Source organism: Micromonospora sp. WMMD967, assembly GCF_029626165.1.
Taxonomy (GTDB): Bacteria; Actinomycetota; Actinomycetes; order Mycobacteriales; family Micromonosporaceae; genus Micromonospora; species Micromonospora taraxaci.
Window position 1 is genome coordinate 6,286,526 of record NZ_JARUBK010000001.1, and the last position, 12,650, is coordinate 6,299,175.

Here is a 12,650-nt window from a genome sequence, read left to right on the forward strand (position 1 = left end):
GGGCCGGTTCGCGTCACCTCTGGACGAAGACCGCCACGCTGCGCGCCGGCACGGTGAACGTCCCGGCGGCCCGGTCGAACGAGGCGGTACGCAGCACCGGGTCGGCCGAGTCGACCAGCACCGGGTGCAACGCCACGTCCGCCCCACGCAGACCGGTCACCGTCTGCGTGGTCGTCTTCGGGGTGGCGTTGAAGACGACGGTCACCGACGTCCACTGCCCACCCAGCCCGCGGGCGTCCAGCGTCATCGTCAGCACTCCCGGCGTCTCCTGCGCCCCGGACAGCGGGAACGCCACCCGCCGCTGCACCTGCTCGGCGGTGGCCAGCCCGAACACCGGCGACGACGCCCGGATGCGCAGCAGCTCGGCGTACCGGGCGTCGGTGGTGTTGATCGCCGCGCAGTCGGGCACCAGCGCCGGGTCCGCGAGCAACGGCTTCGCGTACGGCCACTTGTCCTCGTTGTCGGGCGCGGGCGGCAGGCCGGCGCCGAACCCGTTGCCCCGTTCGCAGCCCCACCGGATCTGGTTGAACCAGTCACCGGAGTTGTACGAGTTGCGGTCCAGCGACTTCGACCGCAGCCGTTCGGTGCCGGCGGTGACGAACCCGGTGCCCTGGCCCAGCACCACGGTGCCGAGTGCCAGCACCTGCATCCGGGACCGGTCGGTCGCCGAGGTGGCCTGCGGCAGTTTGTACGCCAGGGCGTCGTACAGGATCTCGTTGTCGTGCGCGTCGACGTAGGTGACGGCCTCCCCCGGCGCGGCGGTGTAGCCGGCCGGGGAGCCGTTGTAGTCCACCTGCGCCCCGGTGACCTGACGTCCGGCGGTGTCGGTGAAGCGGTAGTCGCGCAGGTTGCCGGTCAGCCCCACCTTGATCAGGTCGTGGGCGCGCAGCAGATCCGCCTTCTGCTCGGCCGGTGACCCGTTGACCTCGTCGCCGTTGGGGTCGGTGTAGAGCCCGGACGCGAAGCCCTGCGCGCGGGGGTTGCTGTCGAACGGTCCGCCGCCGCGCACCGCGTCGCGGAGCCGGTCGTTGAAGGTGCCGACGCCGGTGCCGGCCATGTTGGCCTGGGTGGCCTGGACGAAACGGGCGTCGCCCGCGACCTCGCCGAAGTTCCAGCCCTCCCCGTACAGCAGGATCGACCTGCCGTCGACACCGTCGCGGGCGACGGTCAGCCGGTCCAGGGCCCGGCGTACGGCCAGGATGTTCGCCTTCGGGTGGTGACCCATCAGGTCGAAGCGGAAACCGTCCACCTTGTACTGCTTGGCCCAGGTGACGAGCGAGTCGACGACGAGTTTGCCCATCATGGCGTGCTCAGGGGCGGTGTTGGCGCAGCAGGTGGAGTTGGCCACCGTACCGTCGTCCAACAGCCGGTGGTAGTAGCCGGGCACGATCTGGTCGAGCACCGACTTCGCGTCGGTGCCGGCCGCCGCCGTGTGGTTGTAGACCACGTCCATGACCACCCGCAGACCGGCGTCGTTGACCCCGGCGACCATCCGCCGGAACTCGGTGGTCCGCGCCGCGCCGGCCGGGTCGACGGCGTAGCCGCCCTCGGGCACCGTGTAGTGCAGCGGGTCGTACCCCCAGTTGTAGCCGTCGGTCTCCGCGACCGCCGCCACGCACTTCTGCTGTTCGGCGGAGTCCGGCGGGAGCGCCGCCAGGTCGCAGTTCGGCTGACGCTGGTCGGCCCGCTTCTCGGGGATCGTCGCGAAGTCGAACGCCGGCAGCAGGTGCAGGTGGGTGACGCCGGCGTCGCCGAGCGCCTTCAGGTGCGTCATCCCGGCGGTTTTCGGGTCGGTGAAGGCGAGGAACGTCCCCCGCCGCTCGGCCGGCACGGTCTCGTCGGCGATGGAGAAGTCGCGCACCGACAGTTCGGAGACCTGCGCCTTCGCCGGCGGCACCGGCGAGGGTTTGCGCAGCGTCCGCCAGCCCGCCGGGGCCAGCGCCGGGTCGGTCAGGTCGACCAGCAGGCTGTGCGTGGAGTCCGCGGCCAGGGCCACCGAGTACGGGTCGGTCACCGACGCGGTGACCATCTTCTGCGCCGCCGGCTGCCACGCCCGCACCTGGTACCGGTAGTACTTCCCGGTCCAGCTGCGGTCGCCGCGCACCGACCAGACGCCGGTGCGGTCGTCGCGGCGCATCGGCACGGACTTCGGCGTGGCGGTGGGCGAGTCGAACAACTGCACCGTCACCGTCCGCGCGGTCGGCGCCCACACCGCGAGGCTCGGCGTCCGTCCGGCGAAGGTCGGCCCGAGGGTGGCGTCGGTGGCACGGGAGTACACGTCGTCGAGCACGCCGGGGAGCTGCACACCGGTCGCCGCGAGCAGGGCGCCCGACGCGTCGCGCTCGGTCACCAGCACCTGCCCCCGCAGCGCCGCCGGGACCTTGGCCAGGTCGCGCCGGTCCAGCGTGAAGCTGCGGTACGACCACAGGTGCGGAAACGCCGTGCGCTGGGCCTCGGTGAGCCCGTTGCGCTGCGCCCGCAACGGCAGGCTGGTGTACGCCCCGGTCAGCTCCCCGTCGGCCACACCGACGCCGCCCTCCGGGGCGACGACCAGCGCGTACGTCCTGCCGTCGGTCGGCGGGGTCTGCCACACCACTGTGGACCTGTCGATCCAGTGCGCCTTCTGCTTGGTGATGTCGGTGTCCCCGCCGGCGGTGGTCGCCGTCGACGGCAGCAACCGGCCAGGTGTGGCGGCGAGCAGCCACACCTCCCGGCCGACGCTGCCGAAGTCGAGCCGCTGGTCGTCGGGCAGGTCCTTGGTGTCGCCCCGGTGGATGATGTAGTTCAGCCCGGTCGCGCCGGCCGCCAGAGGCACCCGGAACACCGCCCCGAACGCGTCGGTCCTTGTGGGCTTCAGCGGCGCGGACCACTCGGTCGGGTCGGCCGCGCCGTCCCACACGTGCAGACCCCAGCCGTCGTAGTCGCCGTCGGCCCTCCGGTAGTGGATCAGCGCGGTGTCCGCCTCGACCGGCGGGTCCGGTTCACCGGTGGCCGCCTGCCGAGTGGGGTAGACCACCGGGTCGCCCTGCTTGAGCCACACCTCCCCGGTGGCGGTGACGTCGATGGTGCGGTCCTGGGCGACGTCCTTGTCGCCGTCCTTGTCGACCACCACGAACCCGACGGACTTCGCGCCCGGCTTGAGCTTCACCCAGGCGAACCGGCCGTAGGAGTCCTCTCCGGCGAACGGCTGCCCCTTGGGCCACTCCGTGACGTACGCCGGGTCGATGTCACCCCAGGCGTACAACCCCCAGTCGTCGTACCCACCGGCGGGGCGCTGGTAGTGCACCACCGCCCACTCCCGGGACCCGCCCTGCGGCGGCGTGCCCACGGTGGCGGCGGACCGGGCGGTCGCGGTGCGACCCCGGCCGTCGCGGACCACCGCCTTGTACTCGACCCGGGTGCCACCGGCCAGGCCGGTCAGGTCGTGCTGCACCGTGTACGGCGCGCGGTCGGCGCTGCCCAGCAACGTCCACCGGCCGCCCGCGACCCGGGCGGCGACGGTGACGGTCGAGAGGGGGTCACCGGTCACCTGGGCGGTGACGGCGGCCCGGGTGGCGACCGGAGCGTCCGGCATGGTGAGGGTGATGCGCGGCGCGGCCGCGGGACGCGCGACGGGGGTGCCGGCCCGGTGCACCACCGCCGACAGCGGCGGCACGGTCAGGCTCAGCCTGCCGTCGGCACCCGCGCTGGCGGTCTGGCTGCCGCCGTAGATGCCGGTGAAGGTGGCGCCGGCCGACCAGGTGTCCACCGTGACAGTCTGCGCGGTGTCGGCGTTGTTCACCGCCACCACGTACTCGATCCGGTCCGCAGGGGCGACCCGGGAGGCGGCGAAGACACCCGGACCGTCGGCGGCGTACCGGGTGACCTGCACACCGTCGCGCAGCCCGGGGTGCGCCTGGCGTAGCCGACCCAGCTCGGCGATGGTCCGGTACAGCGGGTGGCCGGTGTCGAACTGGTCGCTGGCGTGGGTGCGGTCGGTGCCGAGCAGGTCGTCGTCGAGATAGTCGGGCACCTTCGAGGCGAACATGTCCTGCCGGGCATCCTTGTCTCCGCCGGGACCGGTGAAGCCCTGCTCGTCACCGGAGTAGATCACCGGCTGGCCGCGCGTCAGGAACATCAACTGGTGCGCGAGCTGGTCACGGCGCAGGTGACTGGCCGGGTCGGTGCCACCACCGGCGACGAACGACCCGATCCGGCCCATGTCGTGGTTGCCGAGGAACGTGGTCAGCCGGCCCGCGTCGGTGTTCCGGGCGGCATAGAGGTCGTCGCGGGCGTACACGTCGGCGAGCGCCTTCGCCGATCCCGCACCGGCGGTGTACCCGCGCGCGGCCTCCTGGAACGCGAAGTCGAGAGTCGCCGGTAGGCCACCCTGCCGGACGTAGCTGGAACTGATCTCCGGGTCGGCGCTGTACACCTCACCGAACATGAAGAAGTCCTTCTTGCCGGCCTTCTCGGCGGCCCGTTCGATGCCCTGGCTGAACTGCGGCCAGAAGTCCATGTTGACGTGCTTCACGGTGTCCAGCCGGAACCCGTCGACGCCGGTGGCGCCGATCCAGTCCCCGTACGCCTTCGTCATCCCCTGGACCACCTCGGGCCGCTCGGTCCACAGGTCGTCGAGACCGAAGAAGTCGCCGTACTCGCTGTTCTCGCCCGCGAAGGTGGAGTCACCCCGGTTGTGGTACATGGTGACGTCGTTCAGCCAGGCCGGGACCTTGACGGTGGCGTCCTTCGGCTCGTCGAACTTCGGCGTGTACGGGAACGACTCCTTGTCGACCGGCGGGAACGCCCGGCTGCCGTCGGCGTAGTTGCGGTCCTCGAACGCCCGCCCCTGCGCGTCGGTGTACGGCGAGGCCGCCTTGTCCACGTACCCGTAGGAGCCCTCGGCGTACTTGATGACGTCGGCGGTGTGATTGACGATCACGTCGAGGTAGACCTTGATGCCGCGCTGGTGGGCGAGCTTCACCAGCCGCTTCATCTCCGCCATCGTGCCGAAGTGGGGGTCCACCTCGGTGAAGTCGGTGATCCAGTAACCGTGGTAACCGGCGGAAATGTCGTTGTCGGACTCCTGCACCGGCCGGTTCTTGAAGATCGGGGCGAGCCAGATGGCGGTGGTGCCCATCCCCTGGATGTAGTCCAACTTGTCGATGACGCCCTTGAGGTCACCGCCGTGGTAGAAGCCCTTGTCGGTCGGGTCGAGCCCGGTCCGCAGCCGGTCACCGGCGAGGCCACCAGTGTCGTTGCGGGGGTCACCGTTGGCGAACCGGTCCGGCAGGACGAAGTAGAACTGCTCGGCCCGCGCGGAGTTGCCGCCGGCCTTCGACAGCGCCTCGGCGGTCGGTTCGTTGCTCCACTGGGCGGCGCCGCCGGCGGTGACGACGGTAGCGCCGGACGGGCGAGGGGCTGCTGCGGCGGCCGCCGGCACGGCGACCGAGGTACCGACGAGCGTCACTGTGAGCAGGGAGACGAGGGCCAGGGTGGTGCGCGGTAACGGCGAGGGTTTCATCGACGCCTTCCTCTGGTCGCGGAATGGCCGCACGCTAACCCTTACCGAAAGATTCTGCAATGACTTGCAAACATGGTCGCAACAGAGCAGCAACCTTGCGGAAGGGGCGACTCAGAAGCCGCCGCAGCGCACCCCGTCGACAGTGCACAACCGCGGTGTGCTGGACGTCCGCTCCATGTGGAACCGCAACGACACCGACCCGCCGGGACGCACGTCCACCCCACTGACGTACGTGAAACCGCCGTCGAACTGCCGGATCGTCCCCTGTGGCACACCCTCGACCCAGGCGGTCACGAACCGCCCACCGGAGAACTCCAACCGCACCGTCCACCCACGGCTTCGCGCGGACACGTTGACCATCGCCACCTCGCCGATGAAGCCCCCGTCGAAGCTCTGCACCACCCGGTAGCGCCCGCTGAACGTCGGCGGCCCCTGCGGAGCACGAGTCGGTGACTGCGTCACCACCGGCCGACCGGGCGGACTGACCGGCGGGGCGACCGACGGTGACGGCGAACCGGTCACGGCGCTCGGCGGCAACCCGCTCGCACGCCCGGACAACCCCGGCATGACCGGGACCGGCGACGCCACCGGCGTCGGTCGACCCGGCGTCACCTCCGACGGCAACGGCAACGCCGGCGGCGCCGACGCCCCGTCCGGCGCCGGGCTACGCCCCCGGTACGCACCCAGGGTCATGACGAGCAGGACCACCATCACGACCACACCAGCGCCCACCACGACCCACGGCGACGACACGATCGCGGCCGGACCGGGCGTCAGTCGCGGGGCGCGACGCATGCCGGACATGAACCTCCCTCAGCGGACCGTCCGGGCAGCGTAGCGATCAGCGGCCGGACCGGAAAGCGCCGGCACCGCTCAATGTCCACTCAACCGAGCCGACAGTCGACCCCGTTGATGGTGCACCGCTGCGGCCGTTGCGCGGACTCACCCCAGCCCACCCGCAAACGCACCGTCCGTGAAGCACCCGGCTCCAGCGAACGGGTCCCCCGCAACACGAACTCGCCGTTCCCGCGTCCCCGCAACGAGATCCCCGAGTCGTCGCTGAGGCGCAACGCCCAGAGATCGTCGTCGAACGTCAACTCCACCGACCAGTCCACCGACCGGCTCGTCTCGTTCGCGATCGACAACACCGCAGGATCCCCGTCCCAGCCGTTCGAGCCGACCTGGTAGCGGGCGGTGACCGTGGCACCGCCCGACGGCGCCGACACCAACGGAGCGGCCGTCCGCCCCGGCGTCGGAGAGCTGGTCACGGTGGCCCGTGGCGACGGCGTCCGGCTGCTACGCGACGGCCGAGGCGACACCGAGCGTCGCTCCACACCGGCCGGAGTCGGCCCACCCGTCGCCGACTCGGCCGCCGGCACGGTCGGCACGAAAACCGGAGGAGCACCCTGCGGTACGGACTCCCGCTCCCTGGTCCGGAACGACAGCAACGCGACCACCAGCAGCACCACCAGCGCACACACACCGAGCAGCACCACGATCCACGGCACCGACGCCAACATCCGAGCCGCCCGCGACCCTGCCGCACCATCCGGCCGCACCGCCATCAGGTCTCCCCTCGTCCCTACCGACGCGACAGCGTAGCCAGCACCACCCCGCCCGAACATCGGGCGGGTACGGATCGGACCGACCAGCCGACGCGATTCGGAAAACGGCCCGACCTGGCGGACGGTCCCGCTCGATCAGCCCGTCCGGACGACGGTGCAGATGACCGGCCCCTCGTCCGAGATCCGCAGCAGGTAGCGGTACCGCTCCCCCGGCACCGCCTGCCCCTGACTGTCCAGGAACTCCCACTCCACCGCGACCATCGTCAACAGCGCGGACACCGGCTGCACATCCTCGATCCGGGCGTGCGCCGCGATCAGCTCCCGGTCCTGGTAGTCCGGTGCGGCACCGACGAAGGACAACGCCACCGCCGCCGGTGACGTGAACGAGAAACTGTAGGTGTCGGCCACCACCAGACCCGGGAGGGCGTAGCAGCCCGCGATGGCCGGCAGGTCACCGGACGTCAACGCCACGCCGTACCGGTCGAAGAAGTCGGCCAGCGTGTCGAGATCCGTGGAGGCGTTCACGGCCACAGCAATTGCCGGTCACCACCCAGGTCAAACCTCAACGAGGCGGCACCCGCACCTCGATCTCCGAACCCAGCCGGGCACCGGCGGCCAGACCCAGGTCGTCCCCACTCCAGAACCGCCCCGGGTCGTACCAGTTGGGACGCCGACCCGCCGGCAGCAAACCCATCGCCTCGTAGGTCACCGCGACCACCTCGGCGCAGTACGCGGTCTCCAACGCCCGGTCCCGCTCCCCAGCCGATGCGGCCGGGCTGGCATGGCTGGCGGCGCTCGCCGATCCGGCCGGGCTGGCCTGGCTTGCCGGGCCGGCGGAGCTAGCCGGCCTGCTGGCGCCCGCGGAGCCGTTCGCGTCGGCGGAGGTGGTGGGGATCGGCCGCGGCGCCAACGCCGGCCAGCCGGGGCGCGGCAGCGCGGGCAGCCTGATCGGGCGCGCCAGGGCGGACAGCCGGCCGGGGCGCGGCAGCGCCGGCACCCGACCACGCACCCACCGCCACGCCAATTGAGCGGTAGACGGGAACGGGGTGCCGTCCAACCGGGCGATCGTCCGCAGCACCGCCCGCTCCATCTCCCCGTCGGCCGGCGGATCGAGCTGCCGCAGCCAGGCCCGCTGCCCGTACCTGTTGGCCCAGACGCAGACCGCGTCCCGCAGGTCGTGCAACTGGACGCCACGCTGGTGCGTACCCGACCACAGATCCGGCAACGACCTGCCCAGCTCCGCATGCCACATCAACGGCGGCATGTCGTCCAGCACCACCGCCATGCCAACGTGGTTGACCGGGCTGTTGGTCGTGAACTGGATCGCCCGGTCCGGCACGCTGCGACCCCGGAACACCCACACGTCGCCGGTGCGGGTCAACTCGACGGCCTCATCCAGGCTGATGCTCATGAGGGTCTAGCCTAGGCCGATGGCGCAACGAATGCGGTGGTGGAAGGTTCTCGGGTTGGCCGGCCTCGCCGGCGTCGCAGCCTCCGGCGTGGTCATCGCACGGGCCGAACGACGCCGACGCGCGTACACCCCGGAGGAGATCCGGCAGCGACTGCTGGAACGGCACGCCCAGGCCAGCGACACCGCGAAGCCCGCCGACCCCGCCTGACCACCCGAGACGACGCTCCTGGGTGGACAGTGCCTCGGTCTTCCCCCGATCGTGCTCGAACAGCGTCGGGTCGAGGCATGGGCCGTCGATCCCATCGGAACCCAAAAACCGCGCACATGGCGCACGCTTCGTGCATGCCCCGTGACGCTCCTGAAGCGTACGAACCACACCCTGCCGCCCGTGCGGGTTGATCCACTCCGTTTCGCCGATATCGGGGTATCCCCGGCACCCGGATACCGCGATATCGGCGACCCCGTGTGGATCAAGGCGGTGCCGTGACACGCGCCCGGGAACGCCCTGGGGCGCGCGACCCGCATCCTGGTGCGCGTGTGGGTTGATCCACTCCGTTTCGCCGAAGTCGGGGTGTCCCCGGCCGGCGGTTTCAGGTGGCGGTTGCAACCAGGTGTTGGTGGAGTACCTCGGCGGGATTCTGCCAGTCGAGGGTTTGGCGTGGTCGTCCGTTGAGTTCGCGGGCGACGGCGTCGAGGTCGTCTTGGGTCCAGGTGCGGAAGTCGGTGCTGGAGCGGGGGAAGTACTGGCGCAGGAGACCGTTGGTGTTCTCGTTGCTGCCGCGTTGCCATGGGCTGTGGGGGTCGCAGAAGTAGACCTTGCAGTCGGTGGCCAGGGTGAAGATGGGGTGGTAGATCATTTCGATGCCCTGGTCCCAGGTCAGGGTTTTGCGTAGCTCGGCGGGTAGGCGGCGCATCAGGGCGGTGAGGGTGTCGATGACCTGTTCACTGACCCGCGATTCGGGCAGAGCGCCGAGCATTACGTATCGGGTGGCCCGTTCGACCAGGGTGATGATCGCGCTGGAGCCTCGGGCGCCGATGACCAGGTCGCCTTCCCAGTGCCCCGGCACGGCCCGGTCGGCGACCTCCGCCGGGCGAGTCGAGATGTGGAAGTCCCGCACCCACGGCCGGCCTCGGGCCGCGCTGGCCTGACGCGACTGCGGCCGGCGACCAGAACGCCCCGAGCGCAACGCGACCTGCCGGGCGAGTTCTTGGCGCATCCCACCCCGAGCCTGAAAGTAGATCGCCTGGTAGATCGTCTCGTGTGACACCCACATCTCCGGCCTGTCAGGAAACTCCCGCCGCAACGACCGGGCGATCTGCTGCGGCGAGTGCCGCTGGCTCAGGCGATCCTTGACCGTCTGCCACAACGACGGCCACGCCCGCCCCCACCTCGGACGCAACTTCCCCTCACGAGGACGCCGCGCCCGCCCGTCGGCCTTGGTCTGAGCGTTGCGGTGACAGTACTTCCACCGATACACCCCACCCCACCCCTTCGGGTAACCCACCCCCGCCACATACCCCGGAGCCGCACCATGCGGATGCCGCCGCCCCGACGGCACCCGACCCCCAGTGCCACAGTGATTACGCGACAACTCCCGCCACACCGTCGAACGATCCCGCCCAATCACCACCGCGATCTGCGGACAGTTCAGTCCCTGACCGAACAACACCTCAATCTGCGCCCGCTCCGCGCACGACAACCTCTGCCCCGGCATGACCCCTCATCCTGACGAGAATCCACCCCGTTGCAACAACCACTTGAGCCCAAGGCCCGCGGATACCGCGATATCGCCGAACCCGGGTGGATCAAGGCGGTGCCAAGACACACGCCCTGGGACGCCCTGAGGCGCGCGAAACGCACCCTGCCGCGCGTACGGGTTGATCCACTCCGTTTCGCCGATGTCGGGGTATCCCCGGCACCCGGATACCGCGATATCGGCGACCCGGAGTGGATCGAGGCGGTGCGGGTCGGTGGCTGGGACATGTCGGCGGGGCGGTGCGTGGCGTGGCGGGGCGGTGCGGGGCGGTGCGTGGCGTGGCGGGGCGGGTGCGTGGCGGTGCGGTTGCTGGCCGGGGTGGGTGGGGTCGGGGGCGACGTTCGGGTGGTGTGTGGGGTTTGTCCAGGTGGTGGGGGTCACCCGGGTGGTGGAATCGAGGGCCGGGCGGGGTCGTTATACCTGGCACGCCACCGCGACTGTCGGTCGTCGGTGCGGGGCAGCCGCCGGGAACACCGGCCAGGCCACCTGGGTTACACCCCCGGACCGGAAGCCGGAAGCCCGGCGGAATGCATCCGCCGACCCAGCCGGTTACACCCCCGGAACACCTCCCGGACGAGGAAGCCCGGCGCAATGCATCCGCCGCCCCGGCCGGTTACATCCCCGAACAACTCGGGCTGGGAGTTCGGCGGAATGATCTGCCGCCCCACCTGGTTAGACCATCTTCCGATGCCGGCCCTACAGGGTCGCCGGGCACGTGAGCTTTCCCCGCACGGCCGTCCCCCGTGTCGTGCGGTTCTCCCCCGAATGAAGCAGAGGAGCACGCCATCATGCGTACCGATCTGATTCGTAAGACCGCCCTGACCGCCGCTGGTCTCGCGTTCACCGGCGGCGCCATCGCCGGCCCGGTGACCGCGGCTTATGCGATGTCCGACGCCAAGCCCACCACCCACACGCAGGACCGTAAGAGCGGTGAGCGTCAGCTGGGCGTGCGCTACGAAGCCCAGCCGAACTTCTACTACTGCGGCCCCGCCGCCGCCCGCAACGCCCTGTCCGTACAGGGCAAGGACATCAGCGTCGACGCCATGGCCAAGGAGATGGGCACCACCGAGGCCGGCACCAACTCCATCAACGACATCACCCCCGTGCTGAACAAGGAGACCGGCAAGAACGACGCCTACCACTCCGTCGAGATCAGCACCCCCAAGGCCGACGACAAGCAGACCGACACGCTGCGCGCCGACATCGTCAAGACTGTCGACGACGGCCGGGCCGTGGTCGCCAACATCGCCGGCACCACCACCGACACCAACGGTGGTATCCACTCCTTCGAGGGTGGGCACTACATCAGCGTCGTCGGCTACCGCGACAACGGCACCACCGTCACCATCGCCGACTCCGCCGACCCCAACCAGGCCTCCTACCAGATCACCGTCGAGCACCTCGCCGACTGGATCGCCACCCGCGGCTACGCCACCAGCTAAACCACCACAGCACACCAACACCGAAGGGCCGGACCCCACCACGGGGCCCGGCCCTTCACCATGTCCAGAGATCAGTGCTCGTTGCCCGCCCGGACCGGACCGTCGTCGGGGGCCGTAGCGGCCGGCTGAACCGCCGTGGTCGCCGCCAGACCAGAGCCGTCGTCGGCCGACGTGACACGGTGGGCTCGTCGGCGTAGCCACCAGGTGCTGGCGAGGCCGGCCAGGACCGCGAGGGCCAACCCGGCCCAGGAAATGTCCTTGAGCCAGTGCTCGGCCGCCCGACCCACGGTGAACAACAGGTACGTGGTGCCGAACGCCCAGACCAGTCCGCCGGCCGCGTTCGCCACCAGGAACCGTCGGTACGGCACGTGCAGCGCTCCGGCGAGCGGCCCGGCCAGGATCCGCAGGAGTGCCACGAACCTGCCGAAGAACACGGCCCAGACGCCGTGCCGCGCGAAGCTCTGCTCCGCACGGGCGAGCTGCGCCGGGCCCAGGTGCTTGGGGAACCGTCTGCCCAGCCGGGTGAGCAGCGGACGACCGCCGCGCCGGCCGACCGCGTACCCGATGGAATCGCCGACGATCGCGCCGGTGGCGGCGGCGGTGGCCACCCACTCAGGTTCCACCACTCCGGTGGCGGCGAGCAGTGCGGAGCTGACCAGGACGATCTCGCCGGGCAGTGGGACGCCCATGCTCTCCACGCCGATCACCCCGCCGACCAGCAGGTAGACCGCGATCGGCGGCAACGCCACGAGCCAGTGCTGGACATCGAACACGGTTGACCCCTTCTCCGGCCGGCCTCGAACCCTACCCGGGGTGACTCGTCCGGCCGGTGCCATCGCGGCAGGGGCGTCGAGGGCCGACGCACACCCCGTACCCGTCCTAGGAGGCTAGGGGTGATGGTGGTGTCGTGGTCGAGCAGCCGGGTTGCACAACTAGCAAGACGGACGTACGGTTTTGTTGAGCGCGGAATCG

Annotated in this window: 9 protein-coding genes; 2 read left to right on the top strand and 7 right to left on the bottom strand. The window is 70.7% G+C overall.

All coding sequences use genetic code 11. The annotated features are described in order from the left end of the window. Positions 1 to 13: 13 nt before the first annotated feature. The 5 genes from pulA to O7631_RS28215 form a co-directional block, all read right to left on the bottom strand. Positions 14 to 5,503, bottom strand: coding sequence for a pullulanase-type alpha-1,6-glucosidase (gene pulA / locus O7631_RS28195; protein ID WP_278147052.1), 5,490 nt, complete (start codon positions 5,501 to 5,503; stop codon positions 14 to 16). A 111-nt stretch (positions 5,504 to 5,614) separates the two neighbouring features. Further along, entirely contained in the window at positions 5,615 to 6,307 is a 693-nt protein-coding gene (locus O7631_RS28200) for a cellulose binding domain-containing protein (RefSeq protein ID WP_278147053.1), read from the bottom strand. An 80-nt stretch (positions 6,308 to 6,387) separates the two neighbouring features. Further along, the gene (locus O7631_RS28205) at positions 6,388 to 7,068 is read right to left on the bottom strand and encodes a hypothetical protein (protein ID WP_278147054.1); all 681 of its coding nucleotides are present in this window, start codon (positions 7,066 to 7,068) and stop codon (positions 6,388 to 6,390) included. A gap of 135 nt (positions 7,069 to 7,203) precedes the next feature. After that, the gene (locus O7631_RS28210; protein ID WP_269683249.1) at positions 7,204 to 7,593 is read right to left on the bottom strand and encodes a hypothetical protein; all 390 of its coding nucleotides are present in this window, start codon (positions 7,591 to 7,593) and stop codon (positions 7,204 to 7,206) included. Between the two features lie 37 nt (positions 7,594 to 7,630). Then, positions 7,631 to 8,479, bottom strand: coding sequence for a hypothetical protein (locus O7631_RS28215; protein WP_278147055.1), 849 nt, complete (start codon positions 8,477 to 8,479; stop codon positions 7,631 to 7,633). Positions 8,480 to 8,498: 19 nt separating this feature from the next. Between O7631_RS28215 and O7631_RS28220 the strand changes: the two genes are divergently transcribed. Then, a complete protein-coding gene (locus tag O7631_RS28220; RefSeq protein WP_278148104.1) occupies positions 8,499 to 8,687 on the top strand; it encodes a hypothetical protein in 189 nt (62 codons plus the stop codon). Between the two features lie 382 nt (positions 8,688 to 9,069). On the opposite strand, the gene O7631_RS28225 is transcribed toward O7631_RS28220, so the two are convergent. After that, on the bottom strand, positions 9,070 to 10,194 hold the full coding sequence (locus O7631_RS28225; RefSeq protein WP_278147056.1) for an IS30 family transposase: 1,125 nt from the start codon (positions 10,192 to 10,194) through the stop codon (positions 9,070 to 9,072). Between the two features lie 830 nt (positions 10,195 to 11,024). Between O7631_RS28225 and O7631_RS28230 the strand changes: the two genes are divergently transcribed. Next, on the top strand, positions 11,025 to 11,678 hold the full coding sequence (locus O7631_RS28230; RefSeq protein WP_278147057.1) for a C39 family peptidase: 654 nt from the start codon (positions 11,025 to 11,027) through the stop codon (positions 11,676 to 11,678). Positions 11,679 to 11,749: 71 nt separating this feature from the next. On the opposite strand, the gene O7631_RS28235 is transcribed toward O7631_RS28230, so the two are convergent. Then, positions 11,750 to 12,451: a DedA family protein gene (locus O7631_RS28235; RefSeq protein ID WP_278147058.1), complete on the bottom strand. Its 702-nt coding sequence runs from the start codon at positions 12,449 to 12,451 to the stop codon at positions 11,750 to 11,752. Positions 12,452 to 12,650 lie beyond the last annotated feature (199 nt).

Coding starts and splice junctions, on each gene's coding strand:
- pulA (WP_278147052.1), bottom strand. CDS start 5,503: ATGAAACCCTCGCCGTTACCGCGCACCACCCTGGCCCTCGTCTCCCTG.
- O7631_RS28200 (WP_278147053.1), bottom strand. CDS start 6,307: ATGTCCGGCATGCGTCGCGCCCCGCGACTGACGCCCGGTCCGGCCGCG.
- O7631_RS28205 (WP_278147054.1), bottom strand. CDS start 7,068: ATGGCGGTGCGGCCGGATGGTGCGGCAGGGTCGCGGGCGGCTCGGATG.
- O7631_RS28215 (WP_278147055.1), bottom strand. CDS start 8,479: ATGAGCATCAGCCTGGATGAGGCCGTCGAGTTGACCCGCACCGGCGAC.
- O7631_RS28220 (WP_278148104.1), top strand. CDS start 8,499: ATGGCGCAACGAATGCGGTGGTGGAAGGTTCTCGGGTTGGCCGGCCTC.
- O7631_RS28225 (WP_278147056.1), bottom strand. CDS start 10,194: ATGCCGGGGCAGAGGTTGTCGTGCGCGGAGCGGGCGCAGATTGAGGTG.
- O7631_RS28230 (WP_278147057.1), top strand. CDS start 11,025: ATGCGTACCGATCTGATTCGTAAGACCGCCCTGACCGCCGCTGGTCTC.